The organism is Delftia sp. CH05, from assembly GCF_009827015.1.
In the GTDB taxonomy this organism is placed as follows: Bacteria; Pseudomonadota; Gammaproteobacteria; order Burkholderiales; family Burkholderiaceae_C; genus Comamonas; species Comamonas tsuruhatensis.
In genome coordinates, this window is the sequence record NZ_WUMG01000018.1 from 51,561 (window position 1) to 76,832 (window position 25,272).

At 66.3% G+C, this 25,272-nt stretch carries 24 protein-coding genes and 2 tRNA genes; 9 read left to right on the forward strand and 17 right to left on the reverse strand.

Annotated elements, in window-relative coordinates; all coding sequences use genetic code 11:
* The first annotated feature begins 148 nt into the window (after nucleotides 1–148).
* Nucleotides 149–787, forward strand: a complete 639-nt coding sequence (locus GRX31_RS15840) for an FMN-dependent NADH-azoreductase (RefSeq protein ID WP_016448263.1) — start codon at nucleotides 149–151, stop codon at nucleotides 785–787.
* Nucleotides 788–1,122: 335 nt separating this feature from the next.
* Nucleotides 1,123–1,611: a hypothetical protein gene (locus tag GRX31_RS15845; protein ID WP_160853548.1), complete on the forward strand. Its 489-nt coding sequence runs from the start codon at nucleotides 1,123–1,125 to the stop codon at nucleotides 1,609–1,611.
* 91 nt (nucleotides 1,612–1,702) lie between these two features.
* Here GRX31_RS15845 and GRX31_RS15850 read toward each other — a convergent pair whose 3' ends face one another.
* From GRX31_RS15850 to GRX31_RS15865, 4 genes are all read right to left on the reverse strand, one after another.
* A complete protein-coding gene (locus tag GRX31_RS15850) occupies nucleotides 1,703–2,251 on the reverse strand; it encodes an NADPH-dependent FMN reductase (protein WP_160853550.1) in 549 nt (182 codons plus the stop codon).
* Nucleotides 2,252–2,335: 84 nt separating this feature from the next.
* Complete coding sequence (locus tag GRX31_RS15855) at nucleotides 2,336–3,166, reverse strand: MetQ/NlpA family ABC transporter substrate-binding protein (RefSeq protein WP_017407338.1); 831 nt, start codon at nucleotides 3,164–3,166, stop codon at nucleotides 2,336–2,338.
* A 63-nt stretch (nucleotides 3,167–3,229) separates the two neighbouring features.
* On the reverse strand, nucleotides 3,230–3,895 hold the full coding sequence (locus tag GRX31_RS15860; RefSeq protein WP_012206396.1) for a methionine ABC transporter permease: 666 nt from the start codon (nucleotides 3,893–3,895) through the stop codon (nucleotides 3,230–3,232).
* Nucleotides 3,896–3,945: 50 nt separating this feature from the next.
* Nucleotides 3,946–4,827, reverse strand: a complete 882-nt coding sequence (locus tag GRX31_RS15865; protein ID WP_016448267.1) for a methionine ABC transporter ATP-binding protein — start codon at nucleotides 4,825–4,827, stop codon at nucleotides 3,946–3,948.
* Nucleotides 4,828–5,213: 386 nt separating this feature from the next.
* Between GRX31_RS15865 and GRX31_RS15870 the strand changes: the two genes are divergently transcribed.
* The 6 genes from GRX31_RS15870 (at nucleotide 5,214) to GRX31_RS15895 (ending at nucleotide 10,663) form a co-directional block, all read left to right on the forward strand.
* Nucleotides 5,214–5,954, forward strand: a complete 741-nt coding sequence (locus tag GRX31_RS15870; protein WP_160853552.1) for an energy-coupling factor ABC transporter ATP-binding protein — start codon at nucleotides 5,214–5,216, stop codon at nucleotides 5,952–5,954.
* A gap of 17 nt (nucleotides 5,955–5,971) precedes the next feature.
* Nucleotides 5,972–6,565, forward strand: a complete 594-nt coding sequence (locus GRX31_RS15875; protein ID WP_046241668.1) for an energy-coupling factor transporter transmembrane component T family protein — start codon at nucleotides 5,972–5,974, stop codon at nucleotides 6,563–6,565.
* A 74-nt stretch (nucleotides 6,566–6,639) separates the two neighbouring features.
* Nucleotides 6,640–7,233, forward strand: a complete 594-nt coding sequence (locus tag GRX31_RS15880) for a biotin transporter BioY (protein WP_016448270.1) — start codon at nucleotides 6,640–6,642, stop codon at nucleotides 7,231–7,233.
* Nucleotides 7,226–8,728, forward strand: coding sequence for an AMP-binding protein (locus GRX31_RS15885; RefSeq protein WP_160853555.1), 1,503 nt, complete (start codon nucleotides 7,226–7,228; stop codon nucleotides 8,726–8,728). Before GRX31_RS15880 ends, GRX31_RS15885 begins: the two co-directional genes overlap by 8 nt.
* A complete protein-coding gene (locus GRX31_RS15890) occupies nucleotides 8,725–9,933 on the forward strand; it encodes a thiolase family protein (RefSeq protein ID WP_160853557.1) in 1,209 nt (402 codons plus the stop codon). The genes GRX31_RS15885 and GRX31_RS15890 overlap by 4 nt, the downstream gene beginning before the upstream one ends.
* Before the next feature lie 4 nt (nucleotides 9,934–9,937).
* Nucleotides 9,938–10,663 carry a nitroreductase gene (locus tag GRX31_RS15895; protein WP_043820555.1) on the forward strand — a complete coding sequence of 242 codons (726 nt, stop codon included), beginning with the start codon at nucleotides 9,938–9,940 and terminating at the stop codon, nucleotides 10,661–10,663.
* Between the two features lie 188 nt (nucleotides 10,664–10,851).
* Here GRX31_RS15895 and GRX31_RS15900 read toward each other — a convergent pair whose 3' ends face one another.
* The 4 genes from GRX31_RS15900 to ydiJ all read right to left on the reverse strand — a co-directional run bounded on the left by GRX31_RS15900 (nucleotide 10,852) and on the right by ydiJ (nucleotide 15,601).
* On the reverse strand, nucleotides 10,852–11,670 hold the full coding sequence (locus tag GRX31_RS15900) for a MetQ/NlpA family ABC transporter substrate-binding protein (RefSeq protein WP_016448274.1): 819 nt from the start codon (nucleotides 11,668–11,670) through the stop codon (nucleotides 10,852–10,854).
* Between the two features lie 134 nt (nucleotides 11,671–11,804).
* Nucleotides 11,805–12,155, reverse strand: a complete 351-nt coding sequence (locus GRX31_RS15905) for a single-stranded DNA-binding protein (protein ID WP_012206405.1) — start codon at nucleotides 12,153–12,155, stop codon at nucleotides 11,805–11,807.
* 201 nt (nucleotides 12,156–12,356) lie between these two features.
* A tRNA-Pro gene (locus GRX31_RS15910) sits at nucleotides 12,357–12,433 on the reverse strand.
* Between the two features lie 108 nt (nucleotides 12,434–12,541).
* A complete protein-coding gene (gene ydiJ / locus GRX31_RS15915; protein ID WP_160853559.1) occupies nucleotides 12,542–15,601 on the reverse strand; it encodes a D-2-hydroxyglutarate dehydrogenase YdiJ in 3,060 nt (1,019 codons plus the stop codon).
* A gap of 53 nt (nucleotides 15,602–15,654) precedes the next feature.
* On the opposite strand from ydiJ, the gene GRX31_RS15920 reads away from it, so the two are divergent.
* Nucleotides 15,655–16,653 carry a LysR substrate-binding domain-containing protein gene (locus GRX31_RS15920; protein WP_160853561.1) on the forward strand — a complete coding sequence of 333 codons (999 nt, stop codon included), beginning with the start codon at nucleotides 15,655–15,657 and terminating at the stop codon, nucleotides 16,651–16,653.
* A 100-nt stretch (nucleotides 16,654–16,753) separates the two neighbouring features.
* On the opposite strand, the gene GRX31_RS15925 is transcribed toward GRX31_RS15920, so the two are convergent.
* The 9 genes from GRX31_RS15925 to thrS form a co-directional block, all read right to left on the reverse strand.
* Nucleotides 16,754–16,830, reverse strand: a tRNA-Pro gene (locus GRX31_RS15925).
* Nucleotides 16,831–16,860: 30 nt separating this feature from the next.
* Entirely contained in the window at nucleotides 16,861–17,271 is a 411-nt protein-coding gene (locus GRX31_RS15930) for a MerR family transcriptional regulator (protein WP_016453295.1), read from the reverse strand.
* Between the two features lie 181 nt (nucleotides 17,272–17,452).
* On the reverse strand, nucleotides 17,453–17,785 hold the full coding sequence (locus tag GRX31_RS15935; protein WP_016448314.1) for an integration host factor subunit alpha: 333 nt from the start codon (nucleotides 17,783–17,785) through the stop codon (nucleotides 17,453–17,455).
* 33 nt (nucleotides 17,786–17,818) lie between these two features.
* Nucleotides 17,819–20,266, reverse strand: coding sequence for a phenylalanine--tRNA ligase subunit beta (gene pheT, locus GRX31_RS15940; protein WP_160853563.1), 2,448 nt, complete (start codon nucleotides 20,264–20,266; stop codon nucleotides 17,819–17,821).
* 212 nt (nucleotides 20,267–20,478) lie between these two features.
* Entirely contained in the window at nucleotides 20,479–21,531 is a 1,053-nt protein-coding gene (pheS, locus tag GRX31_RS15945; protein WP_160853565.1) for a phenylalanine--tRNA ligase subunit alpha, read from the reverse strand.
* Between the two features lie 110 nt (nucleotides 21,532–21,641).
* The gene (gene rplT, locus GRX31_RS15950; protein ID WP_012206412.1) at nucleotides 21,642–22,001 is read right to left on the reverse strand and encodes a 50S ribosomal protein L20; all 360 of its coding nucleotides are present in this window, start codon (nucleotides 21,999–22,001) and stop codon (nucleotides 21,642–21,644) included.
* A 26-nt stretch (nucleotides 22,002–22,027) separates the two neighbouring features.
* Entirely contained in the window at nucleotides 22,028–22,231 is a 204-nt protein-coding gene (gene rpmI / locus GRX31_RS15955) for a 50S ribosomal protein L35 (RefSeq protein WP_046240115.1), read from the reverse strand.
* A 203-nt stretch (nucleotides 22,232–22,434) separates the two neighbouring features.
* Nucleotides 22,435–23,055, reverse strand: a complete 621-nt coding sequence (gene infC / locus GRX31_RS15960) for a translation initiation factor IF-3 (RefSeq protein ID WP_074923479.1) — start codon at nucleotides 23,053–23,055, stop codon at nucleotides 22,435–22,437.
* Nucleotides 23,056–23,136: 81 nt separating this feature from the next.
* Nucleotides 23,137–25,068, reverse strand: a complete 1,932-nt coding sequence (gene thrS, locus GRX31_RS15965) for a threonine--tRNA ligase (protein ID WP_016448317.1) — start codon at nucleotides 25,066–25,068, stop codon at nucleotides 23,137–23,139.
* Nucleotides 25,069–25,272 lie beyond the last annotated feature (204 nt).

Consider the following 25,272-nt stretch of genomic DNA (forward strand, 5'->3'; position numbering starts at 1 on the left):
GCTGCAAATTCAGGACAATCTATCGCAATTTCTGCGGCTTATCAAAGACTCTGTCCAAATTCACAATTGATCCCATCGTCGGCCCTACAAGCTTTCCCGAATGGCCGATCCCAACCGCGATCCCAACCGACATCCCAGGAGCTTTTCCATGCAAGTGCTGCACATCGACTCTTCCATCACCGGCGCCGCTTCGGTGTCCCGCCAGCTGACCGCCCAGACCGTGGCCGCCCTGGTGGCCGCCAATCCCGGCGCCAAGGTCGAGTACCTGGATCTGGCCGTGAACGCCCCCGACCACCTGAACGCAGTGTCCATGGGCTTTCGCACCGGCCAGGCCGCCACGACGGAAGCCGAGCGCGCACAGAACGCCATCTCCGAAGCCCTGGTGAGCCAGTTCCTGGCGGCCGATGTGGTCGTGGTCGGCGCTCCGTTCTACAACTTCACCATCTCCAGCCAGCTCAAGGCCTGGATCGACCGCATCGCCCAGGGCGGCCGCACCTTCCGCTACACCGCAGCCGGCCCCGAAGGCCTGGCCAAGGGCAAGAAGGTCATCGTGGCCTCCACGCGCGGCGGCGTGTACTCCACCAGTGAAATGGGCCAGGCCCTGGAGCACCAGGAAAGCTACCTGAAGACGGTGTTCGGCTTCCTGGGCATCACCGATGTGAGCATCGTGCGCGCAGAAGGCGTGGCCATGGGCGATGAGTCCAAGGCCAAGGCCCTGGAATCGGCCCGCAACGACATCGTGCGTGCAGCGGCTGCCGCCAATCAGGAAGCGGCCATCGCCGCCTGATGGCCATTGCAGCCCGCAGGGGCTGCCTGCTCAATGAATGGACAAGCGCCTGGGTTTCGGCCCAGGCGCTTTTGCTTTTGGAGAGGCACGACAGCGGCCGTGCCGGGCTGTCCGGAATGCTCCCAATGGACTGTGGCGAATAAAAGAGGTATCCGCCTCTGCACCTCCTTTGAAAAAAGCAATGCGCGATGGGCTTTCGCAGACACACGAAGCTGGTAGGCTGAACCATCACCGCCCTATTCGCGGCCTTGTCCGACACGAACCGTCTGTATTTCAGAAAGACGGCGGACCTGCCGATATCCAGGCAGCCTTATTGCATTCACTGCCTTCCATCCATGCCAGCCACAAGCCACCGTCCCCATGCCCGGCCCCGCGGCCCTGTCCATGTCCATGTCCGCCCGCCGTCCGATGAAAACCTGGTGATCACGGTGATTGCCGTGTCCCTGCTGGCCATTACCGTGCTGGGCATCGGCGTCTACCAGTTCATGCAGTACCAGCGCGAGCAGGACCAGGAGCAGCTCAATTCGCGCGTCTACCGCAGCTACGTGCGCAACACCGACGAGGCACCTGCGCCCGAGGAGCCCGATCAGCCCGCCGCAGCGCCCACCCCCGCCAAACCCAGCCAGCAACAACTGAACCAGGAAATGACGCGCAAGCTGCTGGCCCATCCCGGCGTGACGCCCGGTGCCGGCTTTTCGGCGCCCGGTGTCAAGTCGACCGGCGTGGTGATCATCGACGCCATCGACCAGGCCCAGGCGCGCGAGAAAGCATCGTCCGCCGCGCGCCCTGCTGCGGCGATTGCCAACCCGTCTCCCGCTTCCTGACGCGTCCTGACCTCTGCGCTCACAGGAGCTGCAACGCAAAAGCCCGGCATTGCCGGGCTTTTTTGTGTCTTGAGCGGCCTTGCCGCACCGCTCACTGGTGCTTGCGCGCCCAGGCCGCGAACTTCTGCACGAAGCCGTTCACGAAATCGCGGCTGCCGGCGCCGATGGAGCCGTCTTCGGCAAACAGGCCGTCCTTGGCCTGGATGAAGATTTCGGGCTGGGCCAGCGTGGGCATGTCCAGGTAGGCCAGCACATTGCGCAGGTGCTGCTGCGCCAGCGCCGTGCCGATGGCACCCACGGAGACACCGGCCACGGCAGCGGGCTTGCCGGCCCAGACGCTCTTGCCGTAGGGGCGCGAGCCCTGGTCCAGCGCATTCTTGAGCACGCCGGGAATCGAGCGGTTGTACTCGGGCGTCAGGAACAGCACGGCCTGGGCCGACTGGATCTGGGCGCGGAACTGCTTGACCACGTCCGCCTCATTGCCGTCATGGTCCTGGTTGTACAGGGGCAGGTTGTCGATGGCGACCTGCTCGAAGACCAGGCCTTCGGGTGCCAGGCGCGCAATGGCGTCGGCGAATTTGCGGTTGAAGGAATCCTTGCGCAGGCTGCCCACGATGACAGCGACCTTGATCTGGCTCATGCATTGCTCCTGGAGGAAGTGGCGAAAAACGGGTGGGAGGCGTACCTCCCGCAGGCAGCCATTATGTGGCTGCCTGCAGGGCGCTTACTGTAGGAAAGTGGGCTTGGCATAGCCCTGGAACTTGCTGTCCACCACGGCCTTGAACTCCGCCGAACGGTAGACCTCGGCCAGGTCCTTGGCCCATGCCGCGCCCTGGTCCTTCTTCTTGATGGCCACCACGTTCAGGTAGTGGTCGGGGGTCTTTTCCAGCGAGACGGCCTCGGTCAGCTTCAGGCCCGAGGAAATGGCGAAGTTGCCGTTGATGATGGCGTATTCGGTATCGCCCAGCGAGCGCGGCAGCTGCGCGGCTTCCAGCGGGATGAACTTGAGCTTGCGCGGGTTCTCGGCCAGGTCCTTTTCGGACACGCGCAGCGGGTCGATGCCGGGCTTGGCCTTGATCAGGCCGGCCTGCTCCAGCAGCACCAGCGCGCGGGCCAGGTTGCTCGGGTCGTTGGGCAGGGTCACGCGGTCGCCTTCCTTGGCCTCGGCCAGGGTCTTGCGGGTCTTGGAATACACGCCCAGGGGGGCGATGGGGCCTTGCACCAGTTCCACCAGGTCCAGCTTCTGGTCGGCCGCGAACTTCTGCAGGTAGACACGGTGCTGGAAGAAGTTGGCATCCAGCGAGCCCTGGGCCAGCGCCAGGTTGGGCTGCACGTAGTCGTTGAACTCCACCAGCTTGACCTGGTAGCCCTTCTTTTGCAGCAGCGGCACGATGCCCTGCTTGAGCTGGTCGATGTTGGAGCCTGCCGTGCCGCCGATCACCAGCTGCTTCTTGTCGGCCTGGGCATGGGCGGGCAACGCCAGCACGCTGACGGCGGCAAGGGCGGCGGCCGAGGCCAGCAGGTGGCGGCGCACGAAGGAAAGGGATGCGGTCATGTCGGAATCCTTTTTTTTGGGAGGGAGCGGGAAGAAAGAAGAAAGCGGGTCTGGACAGCGCGCTCAGCCGCGCTTGTCCAGGCGGCGGGCCGCCGTGTTGCCCACGAACTGGATGACCTGGACCATGGCCACGAGGATGGTCACGGTGAGCACCATCACATCGGTCTGGAAGCGGTAGTAGCCGTAGCGGATGGCCAGATCGCCAATGCCGCCGCCGCCCACCACGCCGGCAATGGCCGAGTACGACAGAAAGCTCACGGCCAGCACGGTCAGCGCCAGCACCAGGCCCGAACGCGCCTCGACGATGAGCACGCGCCAGACGATCTGCAGCTCCGAGGCGCCCATGGCGTGCGCGGCCTCGATCACGCCGCGCGGCACGTCGCGCAGGCACTGGTCCACCAGGCGTGCCAGGTAGGGAATGGCCGCCACGGACAGCGGCACGGCCGCAGCCAGCGGGCCGATGGAGGTGCCGGCCAGCCAGCGCGTGAAGGGCACCAGCGCGACCAGCAAGATGATGAAGGGGAAGGACCGCACGGTATTGACCGTCCAGTTCAGCACGGCAAAGGCCGGGCGGTTGTCCAGCGACTGGCCGGGGCCCAGCAGGAACAGCAGCACGCCCAGCGGGCCGCCGATCAGCACGGCGGCCGACAGGCCGATGCCCAGCATCAAAAGGGTCTGGCCCATGGCCAGCCACAGCTCGGGCAGGATTTCGACGATGTTTTCAGACATGGGAATGCGGAAGCTAAAAGAAGAGGAAAACGGGACCGGGCGAAAGCCCGTCAGTGCTCGGAGCCGCCCACGGCGCGCAGCACCACGGGGCGGGTGGCGCCGCGCTCGCGCAGGGCCTTGTCGGCACGCTCCACGCGCAGGGCCTCAAGTTCGCTGCCCAGCAGCGTGGCGCGCTGCGGCGCCTCGTAGGCCCGGCCCTGCGGCAGGGCGGGCAGCGTGAAGCGTTCTGCCACCTGGCCCTGCTCGATGATGGCCACTTCGCTGCACAGCGCATCGACCACGGCCAGCTCGTGCGTGACGATGACGATGGTCACGCCCAGGCGGCTGTTGATGTCCGCCAGCGTGGCCAGGATGGAGCGCGTGGTCTCGCTGTCCAGCGCCGAGGTGGGCTCGTCGCACAGCAGCACCTGCGGGCGCGGCGCCAGGGCGCGCGCAATCGCCACGCGCTGCTTCTGACCTCCGGACAACTGGGCCGGATAGCTGCCGGCCTTGTCGGCCAGGCCCACGATGTCCAGGCATTCGCGCACACGCTGCTCGATCTGGGCGCGCGAGTGGCCGCCATGGATGCGCAGCGGAAAGGCCACGTTCTCGAACACGCTGGCGTTCTGCAGCAGGTTGAACTGCTGAAAAATCATGCCGATGTTCTGGCGCGCCTCGCGCAGCGCGCGGCGGCCCAGGTCGGTCAGGCGCTGGCCTGCCACCACCACCTCGCCGCTGTCGGGGCGCTCCAGCAGGTTGATCAGGCGCAGCAGCGTGGACTTGCCCGCACCGCTCTTGCCGATCAGGCCGAAGACCGTGCCCTGGCCGATGTCCAGTGATACCGAACGCACGGCATCGAAGTGCTTGCCATCGGCTGTTACAAATTTCTTTTGCAGGTCGCGCAGGCGGATCAGCGCGTTTTCCGGGGCGAAATCGGCGGTCTGGACGGTCATGGAGTCTCGGTTCGGCAGTGAAAACGGTCCTGGGATCGGCAACGGCAGCCTTTGCACCGCCATCTCCAGGCAATGGCGCGCAATTTCCGGGCCCTGTGCTGCGCAGTTGGACGCAGTTGCAAGCCGATGGGCATGCGTTGTCTTGCGTCGTCGCCAAGCACAGGCGAATCCCCAGGATCTGCCGTCATTAGTGTTCTAACGAGTGTGTTGCAAAACGTTGTTCAAACAAAAGAATAAAAAATACGGTGCTTATATCGATTGCCGTCTTTCAAGCCTTGATGTACGGCCTGGACGGCATTGCTAGAATCCGCCCCCGACAGGCCTGTACAACGGCAAGATTCCTTGTGGTTGCGTGCATTACAGGTAAGTACCCGCTTTCATTCGCCATGCCTGAATCCTCCCGAACTGCCGACTGCCCCGCCTGCGCCGCCAGCCTGCGCGTGGAAGCGGTGCGCCTGCGGCGTGGCATCACAACCGTCTTTGATGGCCTGGACCTGCAGCTGGACGAGCCGCGCGTGGGACTCATCGGCGACAACGGCGCGGGCAAGACCAGTCTGTTCCGGCTGCTGTGCGGTCTGGATGCGCCGCAGGCCGGGCGCGTGCTGCTGGACGGCACCGAACTGCACGAGGCCCGCGCCAGGCGGCCGGGCCAGGTCGGGCTGATGTTCCAGAACCCCGACGACCAGATCATCTTCCCCACCGTGGAGGAAGAGCTGGCCCTGGGATTGCGCCCTTCGGGCATCTCGCGGCGCGAGGCCACGGAGCGCGCCCGCGCCCTGCTGAACAGCCGCGGCCTGGCCGACTGGGCACCGCGCGCCGTGGCCGGGCTCAGCCAGGGCCAGCGCCAGCAGGTGTGCTGGCTGGCCCTGCTCATTGCCGCGCCGCGCGTGCTGCTGCTGGACGAGCCCTTCGCCAGCCTGGACCTGCCGGGCCAGGCGCGGCTGGCCAGGGACATCGCGGCCGCCGAGCAGCAGGTGCTGGTCTCCACCCATGTGCTGGACCACGTGCGCAGCTTTGGCCGCGTGCTCTGGCTGGAGCGTGGCCAGGTGCGCGCAGACGGCCCCGGCCATGAGGTCTGCGCAGCCTATGAAGCCGACGTGGCCCGGCGGCTGCAGACGCAGCCCTGACGCAGGAGCCGGCCGCCATGGGAAGCCTCTACAGCGAATACACCAGCTGGCTCCATGCCTGGAGTGCGGGCCGCAAGCTGCTGCTCATGGCGCTGCTGGGAACGGGCCTGTTCCTCATCGATTCACCGTGGCTGCTGGCCATGGCCGGCGCCGCCTGCGGCCTGCTGTGGCTGTCGCTGGGCCGCGCCACCGAGGGCGCACGGCGGCTCATGCTGTCGGTCACCGTGGCCGCCCTGCTGGTGGCTGCCTTCCATGTGTGGATGCAGCACTACGCCCTGGCCGCCTCCAGCGCGCTGCGCCTGGTCTGCGCCTCCACGCTGGGCATGGCGCTGACCGTGAGCACGCGCCCCAGCGATCTGGTCGATGTGCTGGAGCGGCTGCTGGCGCCGCTGGAGCGCATCGGTATATCCCCCGAACAGGTGGCCCTGCAGCTGGCATTGATGCTGCGTTTCACCGAGCATTTCTTCGTGCAGTGGAAGCGCATGGACGATGCCCACCGGCTGCGCACGGGCCGCGCCGGCGGCCTGCGCCTGATTGCGCCGCTGACCATCCACATGCTGCAGGCCACGCGCCGCGTGTCCGATGCGCTGTGGGCGCGCCTGGGCCGCTGAGGCCTGCCCTGCCGATTTGCCCTTCCGATTTGCCCTGCTGAACTGCCCTTCCTGACCGACAGCGAGAACTCTCCATGACCGCTCCCTCCACCGTCTCACGCGCCTCGGCGCGCTCCATGGCCCAGGTCTCGCTGTTCGCGGCACTGATGGCCGTCATGGGCCTGATTCCCAAGATCGACCTGCCGCTGGGCGTGCCCATCACCATCCAGTCGCTGGGCGTGATGCTGGCCGGCGTGATGCTCGGCCCCTGGCGCGGCATGCAGTCCATGCTGCTGTTCCTTGCGGCCGTGGCCGTGGGCCTGCCCCTGCTGTCGGGCGGGCGCGGCGGCATTGCCGTCTTCATGGCGCCCTCGGCCGGCTACCTGCTGGGCTACCCGCTGGCGGCCTGCATTGCCGGCCTGGTCATGCGTGCGCTGCCCCAGGGCTCTCCCCGGCGCGCGGCGCTCAGCGCCTTTGCGGCCTCGGCGCTGGGCGGGCTGGTGGCCCTGCATGCCTTCGGCGTGCTGGGCCTCATGCTGATGGCCAAGCTCAGCCTGTCGCAGGCCTTCATGGCCACCTTGCTGTTCGTGCCCGGCGATCTGGTCAAGTGCGTGCTGTGCGCCCTGGTGGTGCACACGGTGGCGCGCGGCATGCCGGACTGGCCGTTCGGAGGCCGCCAGCATGGCTGAGCCATCCGCGCGTCATCCGCTGGCCGCGCCGCTGCAGCACCCGTGGACCCTGGTCCATGGCCCGCTGGAGCATTGGGCCCGGCAGCGCCCCGATGCGATGGCGCTGCAAAGCGAGGCCGGCCAATGGAGCTTTGCCGCGCTGCATGCCGCCGTGCTGCAGCGCTCGGCCGCGCTGGTGGCCGGCCAGGCGCCAGAGATGCTGCTGGTGGACACGGGCGGCAGCGCCAGCACCGTGGATGCCATCGTCGAATTCCTCGCCATCCTGCACAGCGGCCGCTGCGCCGCCGTGGCCGATCCTGATTGGCCCGATGCCGTGCGCAACCGCATCGAGGGCTGGCTGCCCACGGCGCCCAGCGCTCTGGCCGAGGCCACGGCCACCGGCGCCTTCTACACCGGCTTCACCTCGGGCAGCACCGGGCTGCCCAAGGGCTTCATGCGCCACCACCGTTCGTGGACCGAGAGCTTCCGCGTCTGCCTCGAGGACTTCGGCGCCGTGGCCGCGCAGCGCACCATGGCGCCCGGGCGCATCTCGCATTCGCTGTTCCTGTTCGGCGTGATGCAGGGCCTGTGGTGCGGCGAAGGCGCCGTGGTGCAGGAGCGGTTCTCGGCAGCGCGCTGCCTGACCAGCCTGGCGCGCGGCGAAGCCCCCTGCCTGGTCGCCGTGCCCAGCCAGCTGCTGCTGATGCTGCAATGGGCCGCACACCGCACGCTGGCGCCCATCCCCGAGGTGGAGCTGATCATGATCAGCGGCGCGCGCTGGATGCGCGCCCAGACCCCGGCCCTGCGCGCGCTGTTTCCGCGCGCACGCATCATCGAGTTCTACGGTGCCTCGGAGGCCAGCTTCATCGCCTGGATGGAGGCCGACGAACCGGCCCCGCCCCAGGCCGTGGGCCGGCCCTTCAGCAATGTGCAGCTGCAGATCCGCCCCGCCACGCAGCAGCCCGGCGACCAGCCCCTGCAGCCGGGCGAGGACGGCCTGATCTACATGCGCAGCCCCATGCTGTTCATGGACTATGTGGGCGAGGCGCGCGATGGCACGGCCGCGCTGCGCGATGGCGAGTGGCTGTCCGTGCGCGACATGGGCCATATCGATGCCGGCGGCCAGCTGTGCCTGGCCGGGCGCCAGAGCCGCATGCTCGTCACCCAGGGCAAGAACCTGTTCCCCGAAGAAGTCGAAACCCTGCTGGCCGCGCACCCGGGCGTGGCCCAGGTCTCCATCCAAGGCCTGCCCGACGCGCTGCGCGGCATGCAGGTGCACGCCGTCGTGCAATGGCACGGCGCAGCGCCCGCAGGCTCCGCACAGGCGCTGGCGGCCTGGCTGCGCGAGCGCCTGGAAAGCTACAAGCTGCCGCGCCAATGGTGGAGCTGCACCGACTGGCCGCAGACCGCCAGCGGCAAGACCGACCACGGCCGTCTGGCGCGCGCGCTGGCGGCCACCGCCACGGACACTGGCCGGGCACTGCCCGGCGAACCCGCGCTGCTGCCCCTGCCATGAGCCCGCACGACGCCCCCGTCATCCTGGCCTGGGCGCGCAGCCCCGTCGCCCCCGTGGGCGGTGCGCTGCGCGAGCTTGCCGCGCACGAACTGGGCGCGCCCGTGCTCCAGGCCTTGCTGGCCCGGGCCGGCCTGCCTGCCCGGGCCGTGGATGCCGTGGATGCCGTGGTCTTAGGCAACGCCCTGGGCGCAGGCGGCAACCCGGCCCGCATGCTGTCCCTGGCTGCGGGCCTGCCGGAGCGCTGCGCGGCCCACAGCGTGGATACCCAGTGCTGCTCGGGCCTGGACAGCGTGGCCCTGGCTGCAGGCCTGCTGCTGTCGGGCCAGGCCGATATCGTGGTGGCCGGTGGTGCCGAGGCCTGGAGCCGTGCCCCCATCCGCCAGACGCGCCCGCGCCATGCAGGCGAGCTGCCCGTGCCCTTTGAACGCCCCGCCTTCGCCCCCGATCCCGCACGCGACCCGGACCTGCTGCAATCGGCCGCCGACCATGCGCTGGCCCATGGCATCACCCGCGCCGTTCAGGAGGCCCATGCCATCCACAGCCACGCGCAGGCGCTCGCGCACCGCGACCGGCTGGCCCAAGAGATCGTGCCCCTGGCCGGGCTGGACCACGACGCCTATCCGCGCGCCTTGAACCCGGCCCGCGTTGCCCGCATGCCCGTGGTGGCCGAAGCGGGTGGCGCCGTTGACGCCCATGCACGCCAGCGCCATGCGCTGAGCACGCCCACCATCTCGCCCAAGGCCGATGGTGCCGCCCTGGTGCTGCTGGCCACGCCGCAGGCCTGTGCACGCCTGGGCCTGCAGCCACGCGCCCGCTGGGTGGCCAGTGCCTCGCTGGGCCATGCGCCCGAAACACCGCTGGTCGCCGCCGCACTGGCGGCCCAGCAGGTGCTGGAGCGTGCAGCCGCAGCGCTGCAGCTGCCTTGCCTGACTGCGGAAGAGCTCCAGGCTGTGGAGCTGCACGATGCCTTCGCCGTGCAGGCCCTGGCCTTTGCCGAAACCCTGGGCCTGCCGCTGCAGCAGCTCAACACCGGCGGCGGTGGCCTGGCGCGCGGCCATCCCATAGGCGCATCGGGCGCGGTTGCGCTGGTGCGCATGCTCTCAGACCTGCACCGCACGCCAGCAGCCCACAGACCGGCCCTGGGCCTGGCCGCCATTGCAGGGGCTGGCGGCATAGGCGCGGCCTGCCTGGTGCAGGCGCTTTGAATCCATGGACTCCGCATTTCCCATGTCCGCCAACCCACCGTCCGACACCCTTCCCTTTGGCGATGCGCATGAGGCCCTGGTGCACGCGCGCCGCTCCGTGCGCGCCTACCGGCCCGATCCCGTGCCGGACGCGCTGCTGCACCAGTTGCTGCAATCGGCCCGCCGGGCGCCCAGCGGCGGCAACCTGCAGCCCGGCCAGTTCATCCAGGTGCGCGGCAGCCTGCGCGGCGCACTCACGCAGGCACTGCTGGCCGACTGGCAAGGCGGAGCGCCTGAGCGCGAGGACTACGGCTACTTCCCCCGCCCCATGCCCATGGCGCTGCGCAAGCGCCAGGTGGCATCGGCCCAGGCCCTGTACAGCGCCCTGGGCGTGGCCCGCGAGGACCGCGCCGGGCGCGACGCGCAGTTCGGCCGCAACTACCGCTTCTTCGATGCGCCCGTGGCCCTGGTCGTGAGCATCGACGCCCGCTTCGGCGCAGGCGGCTACATGGACCTGGGCATGACCCTGTACGGCCTGCAAATGGCCGCAGCCGCCCAGGGCCTTGGCAGCTGCGCCATCGGCGCCCTGGCCTCCTACCCCGACACCGTGCGCCGCGTACTCGACCTGCCGCCCGGCGAGCACATCGTCTGCGGCCTGGCCCTGGGCTGGCCCGACGAGGCCGCCCCCGTCAACCGCACCCAGACCACCCGCGCACCGCTGACCGAATACTTCAGGGTACTGGGAGAATGAAAAAAAGCTGCCAATGGCAGCTTTTGCAATTCAGCCCTCGCTCGCACTGAACACGGCGACCGAAACCGGCGCAACCCAAAGCGAGGGACACCGAGCAAGGGCCGCCCCGCAGCGAGGGTGTCGTCCCCCTCCCCCGCGAAGCGGGTAGAGAGGGGGAAGGCGCGTCAGCGCCTCAGGGGGTGCGTTCTTCAGAACGCTGGGATCACCGACCCCTTGAACTGCACATCAATGAACTGGCGCACTTCATCGGAGTGGTAGGCCTTGATCAGCTGCGCCACCCAGGGCTTGCCCTTGTCGGCATCGCGCGCGACCAGGATGTTCACATAGGGGTTCTTGGCGGCTTCCTGCGCAATGGCATCGGTCTTGGGGTTCAGGCCTGCCGAGATCGCGAAGTTGGTGTTGATGGCCGAGGCGTCCAGGTCATCCAGCGAGCGTGGCAGCTGGGCTGCGTCCAGCTCCACGAAGCGCAGCTTCTTGGGGTTGGAGACCACGTCCAGCGGCGTGGCCTTCAGGCCCGCGCTTTCCTTGAGCTTGATCAGGCCCTGGGCCTGCAGCAGCAGCAGCACGCGGCCACCGTTGGTGGGGTCGTTGGGGATGCCGAACTTGGCGCCCTGGGGCAGGTCGGCCAGCTGCTTGATCTTCTTGGAATAGATGCCGATGGGGAAATTCACCGTGTCGGCCACCCAGCCGATCTTGTAGCCGCGGTCGCGCACCTGGGCGTCGAGGTAGGGGCGGTGCTGGTAGCTGTTGGCGTCCAGGTCACCGGCAGACAGCGCGGCATTGGGCTGCACGTAGTCGCCGAATTCAACGATCTGGATCTTCAGGCCGTTCTTCTCGGCGACCTTCTTGACCTGCTCCATGATCTGGGCGTGCGGGCCGGCCGTGACGCCGACCTTGATGGGCTTGTCCTGCGCCTGCGCGGGCATGGCCAGCAGGGTCATGGCGGCGGTGCTGGCAATCGCGGCGGCCGTGAGCGTGCGGCGGAGGAAATGGCGCTTGGTGGGCATGGATGCGGTTCCTTGTAACCTGTCAAAAACACAGGCGCACACTGTAGCGCCAACACAGCGCGCGGCGACCGTACCGGCACACTGCGGCTAGACAGTTTTTTCAGTAGCTCACAACCGGCGCCGCAGCGCGGGCGTCAGCGGTCCTGGAACTCGGGCGTTGCCATCACCTGGTGGGCCACGACATCCAGTACGGGATGGGGTTGCTCCTGGCGGTCTATCCAGACCTTGGGCGTGAAGCTGCCACGCAGCGCCACGGCATCGCCTTCGATCAGATTGCGCAGCACCTCGCAGGCCTGGGCGTCGAATGCAACCACGTTGACCGGGATGGAAGTGCCATCGGATGCCTCGGAACGCACGCGGGCCACCATGAAGGGGCGCCGATTGCGGTCGCTGCGGTGTTCGGGCGTACCGGTGAGTCTGCCGGTAATCAGTCCATCCATCATGTGCGAGACCAGGAAGAAATCGTCAGTTACAAAAGACGCCATTGTAGGTGCAGGTCTTACGCATCCAGACTTGGCGGCGCATCTTCACGGTGCATGGAGTTTTCTGCGCTGGCTGCCCTCGCCATCCGCGAGGGCGCCGCCTGGCGGAACTGCACCAGCCCTTCGCCGCAAGGCACATTCGCGCGCAAAATCGAACGTACAAAGCAAAAAACTCCTGACGTTTCCGTCAGGAGTTTTGCGTTGTGGTCGGCGTGGCGGGATTCGAACTCGCGACCCCTTGCACCCCATGCAAGTGCGCTACCAGGCTGCGCTACACGCCGAAGCATTGAATTATAGGGACTAAAAACGGGCCTTCAGGGAAAACGCAGAGATTTTTCAAAAATGTCTGCAAATTCCTGAAATGGCGACGTTCAGCCCCCCGCATCTTCTCACCCCTGATGCGTGGCGCGCACATGGTCCAGCAAGGCCTCCAGCGGATGGCGCACCTGGCGTGCGGACAGGCGCTTGACCTGGCTGCGGCAGGAGTAGCCGGTGGCCAGCGGCTCGCCCAGCTCCTGCTTGCCTTCGATCTGCCGGGCCCATGACTGGGCATAGATGGTCTTGGAGGTTTCGAGGTTGCGCGCCTCATGCCCGTAGGTGCCCGACATGCCGCAGCAGCCCGTGGCCTCCACGCTCAGGCGCAGGCCCCGTCGCTCGAAGAGCTGTGCCCACTGCTTGCCGCTGTCGGGCGCGTTGGTCTTTTCGGTGCAATGGGGCAGCAGGCGGTACGCAGTGCCTGCACTGCCCTCGTTCGTGCGCGCCTCGGGCAGCACCTGCTGCAGCCATTCCTGGGGCAGCGCCACCTTGGGCACCTCGCCCATACCCGGCACCTTGAGGTATTCCTGCCGATAGGCCAGCGTCATGGCCGGGTCCAGCCCCACCAGCGCCACACCGGACTGAGCCAGTTGCACCAGCTGCGCGGCATTGCGGATGGCCGCCTTGGCAAAGGCGCCCATGAATCCCTGCACATGCAGCGGCTTGCCATTGGGCAGCAGCGGCGCCAGCCAGACCTGGAACCCCAGGCGCGCGGCCAGCTCGATCAGCACCTGCAGCTGGCCGGTCTCGAAGTAGCGGGTGAAGCTGTCCTGCACGATGACCACGCTGCGCGCGCGCTGCTCGGGCGAAAGCGCGGCCAGCGCCTGCGCATCGGCCGCGCGCACCTTCCATTGCCGCAAGGTGGCTGCCAGGTCCAGCCGGCTCAGCAGCGGGCCGTCGACCATGCCGATGCGCCGGCTGAGCACATCGCGCATCCATGGCGAGCCCATCACCCCGTTGTAGAGCGCGGGCATGCGCGCCAGCCACGGCATGGTGAATTCCAGCGAGCCGATCAGGTAGTCCCGCACGGGCCGCAGGTAGCGGCGGTGGTAGAGCTCCAGAAAGCGCGAGCGGAATTCGGGCACGTTGACCTTGACGGGACACTGCCCGGCGCAGGACTTGCAGGCCAGGCAGCCGGCCATGGCGTCATAGACCTCGTGCGAGAAATCGGCCTCGCCGCGGCGCGCCGCGCGGCTGTTGCGCCAGCGCGCGGCCAGGCTGGACAGAAAGGGCTGGGGCCGCTGCGCGACCTCCAGCACGTTCACGCCAGCCTGCCCCTGCAGGCGCAGCCATTCGCGCATCAGCGAGGCCCGGCCCTTGGGCGAATGCACGCGCTGGCGCGTGGCCTTCCAGGACGGGCACATGGCGTCGTCCGGGTCGAAGTTGTAGCAGGCGCCATTGCCGTTGCAGTGCATGGCCGCGCCATAGCTTTGCCATACGCGCTCGTCGATCTGCCGGTCCAGCTCGCCGCGCGTGGTGACGCCGTCCACCTTGAGCAGCAAGGTCTTGCTGGCCGGCGGCGTGGCGATCTTGCCGGGGTTGAGCTGGTTGTGCGGGTCGAAGGCGGCCTTGAGCTGCTGCAGCGAGGGATACAGCTCGCCGAAGAAGGCCGGCACATATTCGGAGCGCAGGCCCTTTCCGTGCTCGCCCCACAGCAGGCCGCCATGGCGCTGCGTGAGTTCGGCCACCGCGTCGGAGATGGGGCGCACGAGGGCGGCGTCCACGGGGTTCTTCATGTCCAGGATGGGGCGCACATGCAGCACGCCGGCATCGACGTGGCCGAACATGCCGTACTGCAGGCCGTGGCTGTCCAGCAGCGCGCGGAACTCGGCAATGAACTCGGGCAGGTTCTCGGGCGGCACGGCCGTGTCTTCGACAAAGGGCTGGGGCCGCGCCTCGCCCGCCACGTTGCCCAGCAGGCCCACGGCGCGCTTGCGCATGGCATAGACGCGGTGGACCGCTGCATTGCCCGCCGCCAGCGTATGGCCCAGCCGCTCCACGGAGGTATCCGCGCCCAGGTGGGCGAGGAAGGCCTGCACGCGGCCATCGACCTCCTGCGGATCGTCGCCGCTGAATTCCACCAGGTTGATGCCCAGCGTGGGGCGCTGGCCGTCCTGCGGGAAGTACTCGGCCACGCTGGTCCAGACGAAATCCTTCATGGCCAGCAGCAGCACCTTGGAATCCACCGTCTCGATGGACAGCGGCCGGTGTGCCATCAGCGCGCGCGCATCGCGCAGCGCGTCCATGAAGCCCGCGTAGCGCACATTGACCAGCACCGAGTACCGGGGAATGGGCAGCACGTTGAGCCGCGCCTCCACCACGAAACCCAGCGAGCCTTCGGCGCCGCACAGCACGCTGTTGAGGTTGAAGCGCCCGTCGCCTTCGCGCAGATGGGCCAGGTCATAGCCGGTGAGGCAGCGGTTGAGCTTGGGGAATCTGGCCTCGATCAACTCCGCCTGGTCCTCGCTGATGCGCCGCGCCGTGCGGTGCACCTTGCCGATGCGCCCCGAATCGGCGCACATGCGCTCCAGCGCCTGAGCATCCAGCGGCGCGCTGTGCAGGCGCTCGCCGCCCAGCAGCACGAAGTCCAGCGCCAGCACGTGGTCGCGCGTCTTGCCATAGGTGCAGCTGCCCTGCCCGCTGGCATCGGTGTTGATCATGCCGCCGATGGTGGCGCGGTTGGAGGTGGACAGCTCGGGCGCAAAGAACAGTCCGTATTGCTTGAGCGCGGCGTTGAGCTGGTCCTTGACCACGCCTGCCTGCACGCGCACCCAGCGCTGCTCGGCATTGATTTCGAGGATGCCGTTCATGTGCCGCGACAAGTCCATGGTCACGCCATGCGTGAGCGACTGCCCGTTCGTGCCCGTGCCGCCGCCGCGCGGTGTCAGCACCACATCGCGGAACTCAGGCCGCGCCAGCACCTGCGCCGCCCTGGCCACATCCTCGGCGTGACGCGGGTAGATGGCCGCCTGCGGCATGCGCTGGTAGATGGAGTTGTCCGTGGCCAGCACGGTGCGGCTGGCATGGTCCGTGTCCACGTCGCCCTCGAAGCCGGCGGCCTTCAACGCTTCAAGAAACTCAAGGTATTGGGCAGGCACGGGGGCGCTGGCGTGGGGCAGTGGGGCAATCGACATGGAAGGCAAGGTGGGGAGATTTGTTGCTGGCGATCAGCCCAGGAAACCCATGCATGCAATACACGATTTCAGGCCGACCATGGCCGCAAGTATCTCTACACTCTTCCTCTGGAACAAACGAAAATTGCGGCTGCGAACACTGCATAAAACTCATGAATTACCGACGCCTGACACCCTCCATGTCCCTGCTGCTGGTCTTCGAGGCGGCCGCGCGCCACGAAAGCTATGCGCGAGCGGCCGAGGAGCTGTCGCTCAGCCAGAGCGCCATCAGCCGGCAGGTGCAGACACTGGAGGCGCAGCTGGGCATCAGCCTGTTCCGCCGCGAGGGCCGCACGGTGCGCCTGACTGATGTGGGGCGCCGCTACTTCATCGACCTGGGCGCCGCGCTGGGCCGCATACGCAGCGCCACCCTGCAGGCCATGTCACGCCAGTCCGGCGGTGGCACGCTCAACCTGGCCACCCTGCCCACCTTCGGCTCCAAATGGCTGCTGCCGCACCTGCATGGCTTCTACCAGGCGCAGCCCGGGGTGACGATGCACATCCACTCGCGCATCGGCGATATCGACTTCGACAGCGCAGAGATAGACGCCGCCATCACCGTGGGCACGGGAGACTGGCCCGGGCTGACCGCGCATCGCCTGTACCACGAGTTTCTGGTGGCGGTGGCCAGCCCGCAGGCGCTGCAGCAGGCCGGGCAGGCAGCAGCCTCGCCGGACTGGGCGGGCCAGCAGGTGCTGCTCACGGTGGCCAGCAACCGGCAGGCCTGGAGCGAGTGGTTCACGCACTATCGACTCGATCACCGGCAGATGCGGATAGGGCCGAGCTTCGAGCTGACCTCGCACCTGATACAGGCCGTGCTGGCAGGCATGGGCGTGGGCCTGGTGCCACGGGTACTGGTGGAAGAGGAGATGGCGCGCGGTGAGCTGCACGTGGTGGGAGACGCCATCCCCAGCCAGCGCAGCTACTACCTGGTCTATCCCGAGAGGAACGCGACACTGCCGGCGCTGGCAGCCTTCCGGCAATGGCTGCTTGAGACCTGCGCCCAGGGTTGATTCCCGCGCAACGGCCGCTCCCCTTCAGCGGTTGGTAGCGGTTGGCGATGGCACAAAGAAAAACGGACCACAGCCAGAAGCTGTGGTCCGTATTCATTTATGGTCGGCGTGGCGGGATTCGAACTCGCGACCCCTTGCACCCCATGCAAGTGCGCTACCAGGCTGCGCTACACGCCGAAGAATTCAATTATATACAGCTTTTTGCTCTCAAATAGAAAGCAGCGCACGAATCTGCAAAAGCTCCTCGCGCACGGCCTCCGGCTCCAGCGGAACGCTGGCCGCGGCATCGCCACCGAGCAGCGGCGCGGCAGCCGGCGCCGACACCGCGACACCGGCCTGCAGCGCGGGAACCACGGCAGACCCCGAGGCTTCGCGCAGGCGGTTGCGCGCGCCATTGATAGTGAAGCCCTGCTCGTAGAGCAGCTCGCGGATGCGCCGGATCATCAGCACTTCGTGGTGCTGGTAGTACCGGCGGTTGCCGCGCCGCTTCATGGGGCGCAGCTGCGTGAACTCCTGCTCCCAGTAGCGCAGCACATGCGGCTTGACGTCGCACAGATCCGCGACCTCACCGATGGTGAAGTAGCGCTTGGCGGGAATCTGGGGCAGAAGTGAAGCCATGGCAAATGTGGATGAAGTCAGGATGTGCAATGCCGCTGATGCGCGGGCGCCGATCCGGGAAGAAGGCCGAGCCTACTGCACAGCTCGCCTGCAGGCCAGCACCCTGTCGTAAAAACAGCCCATCCACCGCGAGGCAGACAGGCTGGCGACAGCTGGCCATGCAGGCCCGGGCAGGCTTTCCTCAGGCCTGGGAGCCCGATGTGCCTTCCTGGATCTGCTCCTTGAGCTTGCTGCTCGCATGGAAGGTCACGACGCGGCGCGCCTCGATCGGAATGGCCTCGCCCGTGCGCGGATTGCGCCCCGGACGCGGCGCCTTGGTGCGGATCTGGAAGTTGCCGAAGCCCGACAGCTTCACATCCTCGCCCGACACCAGGCTTTGCGAGACCAGCTCGAAGAACGCATCCACCATTTCCTTGGATTCGCGCTTGTTCAGGCCGATCTCGTCGAACAGCAGATCCGCCAGCTGCGCCTTGGTCAGCGCAGGCGAATCAAGACTTTCCACCGCCAGTTCCATCACAGGATCTCCTTTCACGGCATGCACCCTCCATCATGCGCGCAGGCGCGCACCCAGACGCTGCTGCAGCTGCTCGAGCACGGCCTGCACGGCCTGCTCGATCTGCACATCCGTCAGCGAGCTGTCGTCATGGCCCAGCGTCAGGCGCACGGCCAGGCTCTTTTCGTCCTGCGCCAGCGCGCCCGGTGCCGCTGCCTCGCCGGCCTTGAGCGCCTTGGGACGGAACACATCGAACAGCACGGCAGAGCGCAGCAGGCCGCCGGTCTGGGCAGCCTCCACCGCCTGCATGAGCTGGGCATGCGTGGTCTTTTCGTTCACGACCACGGCAATGTCGCGCTCCACGGCCTGGTGCTTGGCCACGGGCTTGAACACCGGCACCTCGCGCGCCAGCACGGCATCGAGCTCCAGCTCGAACAGCACGGGCGCCTGGGCCAGATCCCATTGCTGGCGCCACTGGGGATGCAGCTCGCCGATGAAGCCGATGGACTGGCCATCGAGCAGCACGCGTGCGCAGCGGCCCGGGTGCATGGCAGGATGCTCGGCCGGCTCGAACACGGGCTTGCGCGGCGCCAGCAGCGCCTCGACATCGCCCTTGACGTCGTAGAAGTCGACCTTGGTCTCGCCACGAGCCCATTGCAGCTGCTCGGCAGCTCCCCAGGCCAGGCCCGCCACGCGCATGGGCTGGTAGAAGCCCTTGACCGTGGTGTCGCTGTCAACAACGCTGTCATCCTTGAGGAAGACACGGCCCAGCTCGAACACGCGCACGCGCTCGGCCTTGCGGTCGGCATTGAACTTGAGCACCTGCATGAGCGAGCCGATGAGGCTGGAGCGCATCACGCTGAGCTGGCTTGCGATGGGGTTGAGCAGCTGGATGGGATTGGCGTTGCCGGCCAGATCCTTCTCCCACGCGGCTTCCACAAAGCTGAAGTTGATGGTTTCCTGGTAACCCAGATCGGCCAGCGCGCGGCGCACGGCGAACTGGCTGCGGCGGTTTTCGGCGCGCAGCTTGGGCGCAATGGGCGCCAGCGGCTTGGTCGTGGGCAGGTTCTCGTAACCCACCATGCGCGCCACTTCCTCGATCAGGTCTTCCTCGATGTTGATATCGAAGCGGAAGCTGGGCGGCGTGACGGTGAGCACGCCATCGCCCTGCTCCACCGGCAGGCCCAGGCCGGCCAGCGCATCGTGGCACTGCTGCTGCGTGAGCGGCATGCCGATGACCTTGGCCGCACGCGCCACGCGCAGCGTGACGGGCTTGGGCTGGGGCATGTTGGACTTCTGGTCGTCGATGGGGCCGCAGACGGTCTCGGGCGTGCCGCAGATCTGCAGCACCAGCTCCGTGATGCGCTCGATGTGCTCGACGGTCAGCTCGGGATCGACGCCGCGCTCGAAGCGGTGGCCCGCATCGGTGGAGAAGTTGTAGCGGCGCGAACGGCCGGCAATCGACTTGGGCCACCAGAAGGCCGCCTCGATGTAGATGTGGCGCGTGTCGTCGGACACGGCCGTGGCGTCGCCGCCCATGATGCCGGCCAGCGATTCGACTTCGCGCTCATCGGCGATCACGCCCACCTGTCCATCGACGGTGACGGTGTTGCCGTTGAGCAGCTTGAGCTGCTCGCCTTCCTTGCCCCAGCGCACCTGCAGGCCGCCGTGGATCTTGTCCAGGTCAAAGATGTGGGAGGGGCGGCCCAGCTCGAACATCACATAGTTGGAGATGTCCACCAGCGGCGCCACGCTGCGCTGGCCGCAGCGCGCCAGACGATCGACCATCCACTGCGGCGTCTTCGCCTGGGTGTTGACGTTGCGCACCACGCGGCCCGAGAAGCGGCCGCACAGGTCGGGCGCCTCGATCTTCACGGCCAGCCTGTCCTGCACGCCCACGGCGGCAGGCGTGAACGACTGGGGCTTGAGCGGCGCACCGGTCAGCGCAGCCACTTCGCGCGCCACACCATAGACGCTCAGGCAATGCGCCAGGTTGGGCGTGAGCTTGAGCGTGAACAGGGTGTCATCCAGGTTCAGGTATTCGCGGATGTTCTGGCCCAGGGGCGCGTCCAGCGGCAGCTCCATCAGGCCGCCATGGTCCTCGGACAGCTTGAGTTCGCGCGCCGAGCACAGCATGCCGAAGCTCTCCACACCGCGCAGCTTGCCGATCTTGATGAGGAAGGGCTTGCCGTCTTCACCGGGCGGCAGCTCGGCACCCACCGTGGCGCAGGGCACGCGGATGCCCACGCGCGCATTGGGCGCGCCACAGACGATGGTCAGCAGCTCGGGCCCGCCCACATCGACCTGGCACACGCGCAGGCGATCGGCATTGGGATGCTGCTCGGCAGCCTTGATCTCGCCGACGACAATCTTGGTGAACGGCGGTGCCACGGGCTCCAGCTCCTCCACCTCCAGGCCGGCCATGGTCAGGGTGTCGGCCAGTTCTTGGGTGGTCAGCGGCGGATTGCAGAACTCGCGCAGCCAGGATTCGGGAAATTGCATATCAGACTCTTTGGCGTTGGTTCGGTCCGCGCGCCGCGGCGCTGGCGGACCCCATGAACGTATTGACGACTCTCATTCCAAGCCCCCGAACAGCCTGACCATGCGACTGGCGTGGTTCAGGCCGGAGACGCCGAGCAAGAGCCGCCTCGCGGCGAGGGCGTCATCCCCCTCCCAGGGGGATGGCGCGCAGCGCCTCAGGGGACGGTCCATTTCTAACGGAATTGCGACAGGAAGCGGATATCGCCGTCAAAAAACAGACGCAGATCGTTGACGCCATAGCGCAGCATGGTCAGGCGGTCAGGACCCATGCCAAAGGCAAAGCCGATGTACTTCTCAGGATCCAGCCCCATGTTGCGCACCACGTTGGGGTGCACCTGGCCGGAGCCAGCCACCTCCAGCCAGCGGCCGGCCAGCGGGCCGCTCTGGAACTGGATATCGATCTCGGCGCTGGGCTCGGTGAAGGGGAAGAAGCTGGGACGGAAGCGCAACACCAGGTCGTCGCTCTCGAAGAAGGTCTTGCAGAAGTCGGTGAAGACCACCTTCAGATCCTTGAAGCTGACGTTCTCGCCGATCCACAGGCCTTCGCACTGGTGGAACATGGGCGAGTGCGTGGCATCGCTGTCCACGCGGTAGGTGCGGCCCGGCGCGATCACGCGGATCTCGGACATGCCCTGGCCGGCGTCGAGCCGCTCACGGTATTTCTTGACGTGCTGCACGGCATGGCGCACCTGCATGGGGCTGGTGTGCGTGCGCAGCAGATTGGGGGCCTGTTCCGTGCCGCCTTCCACGTAGAAGGTGTCGTGCATGGAACGGGCGGGATGGTCTTCGGGCGTGTTCAGCGCCGTGAAGTTGAACCAGTCGGACTCGATCTCGGGGCCCTCGGCCACATCGAAGCCCATGGAGCCGAAGATGCCCTCGATGCGCTCCAGAGTCAGCGACACGGGGTGCAGGCCGCCCTGGCCACGGCGACGGCCCGGCAAGGTCACATCCAGCACCTCGGCCTTCAGGTGGGCCTGCAGTTCGGCATCGGCCAGGGCCTTGCGGCGCGCGGTCAGCGCGGCCTCGATGCCTTGCTTGGCCACGTTGATGGCGGCTCCGCGCGACTTCTTCTCTTCGACGGAAAGCTGCGCCATGCCCTTCATGAGCTCGGTCACCTTGCCCGACTTGCCCAGAAACTGCGCCTTGGCGTTTTCCAGATCAGCGGGGGTTTGTGCCTGCGCGAACAATTGCTGCGCGCTTTCGACCAGAGAATCCAACTCGTTCATATCGACTCTTTATCGACTGTGAAAAGAAACAAGGGCTAGCAGCCTTTTCAAGCCCTAGCCCTTGCTGTTTGCGCTGCAAGCCATCACGAGGATGGCCACAGACCGTTATCTCAAGCAGCCAGCTTGGCCTTGACTTGATCAACGATGCTGCTGAAAGCAGCCTTGTCGTGCACCGCGATATCGGCCAGCATCTTGCGGTCGATCTCGATGGCTGCCTTCTTCAGGCCGTTGGCGAACTGGCTGTAGGTCAGGCCCAGTTCACGTGCAGCGGCGTTGATACGGGCGATCCACAGACGGCGGAACACGCGCTTCTTGGCACGGCGGTCACGGTAGGCATATTGCCCAGCCTTCATCACCGCCTGCTTGGCGATGCGGAAGACATTGCCGCGGCGGCCGCGGAAACCCTTGGAAAGGGCCAGAACTTTTTTGTGACGGGCGCGGGCCGTTACACCACGTTTGACGCGAGGCATGTGTTTTCTCCTTGTTCGTCAGTGAATTACAGGCCAGCCATCGGCAGCATCTGTGCGATCGAGCCCATGTTGGTCTCATGCACAGCCACTGCACCACGCAGGTGACGCTTGTTCTTGGTGGTCTTCTTGGTCAAGATGTGACGCTTGAAGGCTTGACCGCGCTTGACGGTGCCACCGGGACGAACGCGAAAACGCTTCTTCGCGCTGCTCTTGGTCTTCATTTTGGGCATTTGAATGCTCCTGTTGTTTGTGCTCGTGAGGCGGCTCGCAACACTGCGCGCACTTGCTGGCCCCGAGACACTTCTGTGCCAGCCCGGAGGCCGGCAAGAACAAGGGACATGGATACCATGTCCCTTGCATCGCACGCCCCGCGCAATCGACTCGCGCAAGGCCTGCAAATTCTGTCGCCCCTCAGCGAAGGGCGAAACCGCGATTATGCCTTATCAGCCACCGCAGGTGCAGCAGAAACCTCTGCTTGCGGTTTGCCACCGGTGGTGGGCTTCTTGCGCGCAGGGGCGATCATCATCACCATCTGGCGGCCTTCGAGCTTGGGGAACTGCTCCACCTGGATGGAGTCCGCCAGATCGTCACGCAGACGGTTCAGCAGGTCCAGACCGATCTGCTGGTGCGTGATTTCACGGCCGCGGAAACGCAGCGTGATCTTGCACTTGTCACCATCGGCCAGGAATCGGCGGATGTTGCGCAGCTTGATGTTGTAGTCGCCGTCGTCGGTACCAGGGCGGAATTTCACTTCCTTGATTTCGATGACGGTCTGCTTGGCCTTGGCTTCGGCAGCCTTCTTCTGTTCAAGGTACTTGAACTTGCCATAGTCCATCAACCGGCAGACAGGCGGAGTGGCCGTGGCGGCGATTTCCACCAGGTCCACGTCCAACTCGCCCGCCATGCGCAGCGCTTCCTGCAGAGGCACGATGCCCAGCGGCTCGTTCTCCGGGCCGGACAGACGCACTTCAGGCGCCATGATTTCACGGTTGAGACGATGCTTGCGCTCTTCACGGTGGCGCCGATCACGAAATTCAGTAGCTATGGTTCTCACCCTTGGATTTAAGTTGCTACAACAGCGTAGCCGCTTGTGTGCAGTACACGCCAAACGGCTACCGCCTTTGGAGATGCTCCGTCAGGCCTTCGCCGCGATGTCCTTGGCCACGAGTTCAATGAACGCGTCGACCGACATCACTCCGAGGTCCTTGTTGCCCCGTGCGCGCACTGCCACTGCACCAGCGGCCTTCTCCTTGTCGCCTGCAACAAGGATGTAAGGCAGCTTTTGCAACGAATGCTCCCGTATTTTATACGTAATCTTTTCGTTGCGCAGATCTGTCGCCACCCTAAGGCCTTGATTCGGAAATGCTTTTTGCAGCTTTTGCGCGACTTCCCGCACATAGTCCGCCTGCGCGTCAGTGATATTGAGCACGGCCGCCTGCACAGGAGCCAGCCATGTCGGCATGGCACCGGCATGCTGCTCGATGAGGATGCCGATGAAACGCTCCAGGCTGCCGACGATGGCACGGTGCAGCATCACGGGGCGATGGCGATCGCCGTCTTCACCCACGTATTCCGCATCCAGGCGCTCGGGCATGGAGAAGTCGACCTGGATGGTGCCGCACTGCCACTGGCGACCGATGGCGTCCTTGAGCGTGTACTCGATCTTGGGACCGTAGAACGCGCCATCGCCGGGCGAGATCACGTACTCGCAGCCCGAAGCCTCCAGGCTGTTGATCAGCGCGGCCTCCGCCTTGTCCCAGCTTTCATCGGAGCCGATGCGCGCCTCGGGGCGCGTGGCGACCTTGTAGATGATGTCGCTGAAACCGAAGTCCGCGTAGACCTTTTGCAGCAGCGTGGTGAAGGCCAGCACTTCGGGCTGGATCTGGTCTTCGGTACAGAAGACGTGGCCGTCATCCTGCGTGAAGCCGCGCACGCGCATGATGCCGTGCAGGCCGCCCGTGGGCTCGTTGCGGTGGCACTGGCCGAATTCGCCGTAGCGCAGCGGCAGGTCGCGGTAGCTCTTGATGCCCTGCTTGAAGATCAGGATGTGGCCGGGGCAGTTCATCGGCTTGAGCGCGTAGTCGCGCTTTTCCGACTCGGTCGTGAACATGTTCTCGCGGTACTTGTCCCAGTGGCCGGTCTTCTCCCACAGGGTCTTGTCCAGGATCTGCGGACCCTTGACCTCCTGGTAGCCGTTGTCGCGGTACACGCGGCGCATGTACTGCTCGACCTCTTGCCACAAAGCCCAACCCTTCGGATGCCAGAACACGGTGCCTGGCGAATGCTCGTCGATGTGGAACAGATCCAGTTCACGGCCCAGCTTGCGGTGGTCGCGCTTTTCGGCCTCCTCCAGCATGTGCAGGTACTGCTGCAGGTCGTCCTTGGTAGCCCAGGCCGTGCCGTACACGCGCTGCAGCATCTCGTTGCGATGGTCACCGCGCCAGTAGGCGCCAGCCACCTTCATCAGCTTGAAGAACTTGAGCTTGCCGGTGCTCGGCACGTGCGGGCCGCGGCACAGATCCTCGAAACCGCCTTCGCGGTACAGGCTCACATCCTCGTTCGAGGGGATGCTGGCGATGATCTCGGCCTTGTAGTTCTCGCCCATGCCCTTGAAGTAGGCCACGGCCTCGTCGCGCGGCAGCACGCGGCGCACCACGGGCTCGTCCTTGGCCGCCAGCTCGGCCATGCGTTTTTCGATGGCGACCAGGTCCTCGGGCGTGAAAGGACGCTTGTACGAGAAGTCGTAGTAGAAGCCATTCTCGATGACGGGGCCGATGGTGACCTGGGCGTCAGGAAACAGATCCTTGACGGCGTAGGCCAGCAAGTGGGCCGTCGAATGACGGATCACGTCCAGGCCATCTGCATCCTTGGCCGTCACGATGGACAGGGGCATGTCCTTGTCGATCACAAAGCTGGTGTCCACCACCTTGGCGTCGTCGCCCGTGCCAACCTTGCCAGCCAGTGCAGCCTTGGCAAGGCCCGTGCCTATCGATGCAGCCACTTCGGCCACGGTGACCGGACCGGGATACTCGCGTTGCGAACCATCGGGAAGCGTAATGTGGATCATGGGATTCCTAAAAATATTTCTCAGGGGGGTGCGCCATCCCCCAAAAGCAAAAAAGCGCGGAGCCGGGTCCGCGCTTTGTTGGGGTCGAGTGAATCTCGTGCAGGCGCGAACCGCCAGCCGCTAGCGGCCGGTGTACATCTCCGATGTAGTTCGCGGTGTCATAACCATGATGCCTTTCTCGCCCTTGTCAGTTGAAAACTCCTT

Coding starts and splice junctions, on each gene's coding strand:
- GRX31_RS15840 (WP_016448263.1), top strand. CDS start 149: ATGCAAGTGCTGCACATCGACTCTTCCATCACCGGCGCCGCTTCGGTG.
- GRX31_RS15845 (WP_160853548.1), top strand. CDS start 1,123: ATGCCAGCCACAAGCCACCGTCCCCATGCCCGGCCCCGCGGCCCTGTC.
- GRX31_RS15850 (WP_160853550.1), bottom strand. CDS start 2,251: ATGAGCCAGATCAAGGTCGCTGTCATCGTGGGCAGCCTGCGCAAGGAT.
- GRX31_RS15855 (WP_017407338.1), bottom strand. CDS start 3,166: ATGACCGCATCCCTTTCCTTCGTGCGCCGCCACCTGCTGGCCTCGGCC.
- GRX31_RS15860 (WP_012206396.1), bottom strand. CDS start 3,895: ATGTCTGAAAACATCGTCGAAATCCTGCCCGAGCTGTGGCTGGCCATG.
- GRX31_RS15865 (WP_016448267.1), bottom strand. CDS start 4,827: ATGACCGTCCAGACCGCCGATTTCGCCCCGGAAAACGCGCTGATCCGC.
- GRX31_RS15870 (WP_160853552.1), top strand. CDS start 5,214: ATGCCTGAATCCTCCCGAACTGCCGACTGCCCCGCCTGCGCCGCCAGC.
- GRX31_RS15875 (WP_046241668.1), top strand. CDS start 5,972: ATGGGAAGCCTCTACAGCGAATACACCAGCTGGCTCCATGCCTGGAGT.
- GRX31_RS15880 (WP_016448270.1), top strand. CDS start 6,640: ATGACCGCTCCCTCCACCGTCTCACGCGCCTCGGCGCGCTCCATGGCC.
- GRX31_RS15885 (WP_160853555.1), top strand. CDS start 7,226: ATGGCTGAGCCATCCGCGCGTCATCCGCTGGCCGCGCCGCTGCAGCAC.
- GRX31_RS15890 (WP_160853557.1), top strand. CDS start 8,725: ATGAGCCCGCACGACGCCCCCGTCATCCTGGCCTGGGCGCGCAGCCCC.
- GRX31_RS15895 (WP_043820555.1), top strand. CDS start 9,938: ATGGACTCCGCATTTCCCATGTCCGCCAACCCACCGTCCGACACCCTT.
- GRX31_RS15900 (WP_016448274.1), bottom strand. CDS start 11,670: ATGCCCACCAAGCGCCATTTCCTCCGCCGCACGCTCACGGCCGCCGCG.
- GRX31_RS15905 (WP_012206405.1), bottom strand. CDS start 12,155: ATGGCGTCTTTTGTAACTGACGATTTCTTCCTGGTCTCGCACATGATG.
- ydiJ (WP_160853559.1), bottom strand. CDS start 15,601: ATGTCGATTGCCCCACTGCCCCACGCCAGCGCCCCCGTGCCTGCCCAA.
- GRX31_RS15920 (WP_160853561.1), top strand. CDS start 15,655: ATGCAATACACGATTTCAGGCCGACCATGGCCGCAAGTATCTCTACAC.
- GRX31_RS15930 (WP_016453295.1), bottom strand. CDS start 17,271: ATGGCTTCACTTCTGCCCCAGATTCCCGCCAAGCGCTACTTCACCATC.
- GRX31_RS15935 (WP_016448314.1), bottom strand. CDS start 17,785: ATGGAACTGGCGGTGGAAAGTCTTGATTCGCCTGCGCTGACCAAGGCG.
- pheT (WP_160853563.1), bottom strand. CDS start 20,266: ATGCAATTTCCCGAATCCTGGCTGCGCGAGTTCTGCAATCCGCCGCTG.
- pheS (WP_160853565.1), bottom strand. CDS start 21,531: ATGAACGAGTTGGATTCTCTGGTCGAAAGCGCGCAGCAATTGTTCGCG.
- rplT (WP_012206412.1), bottom strand. CDS start 22,001: ATGCCTCGCGTCAAACGTGGTGTAACGGCCCGCGCCCGTCACAAAAAA.
- rpmI (WP_046240115.1), bottom strand. CDS start 22,231: ATGCCCAAAATGAAGACCAAGAGCAGCGCGAAGAAGCGTTTTCGCGTT.
- thrS (WP_016448317.1), bottom strand. CDS start 25,068: ATGATCCACATTACGCTTCCCGATGGTTCGCAACGCGAGTATCCCGGT.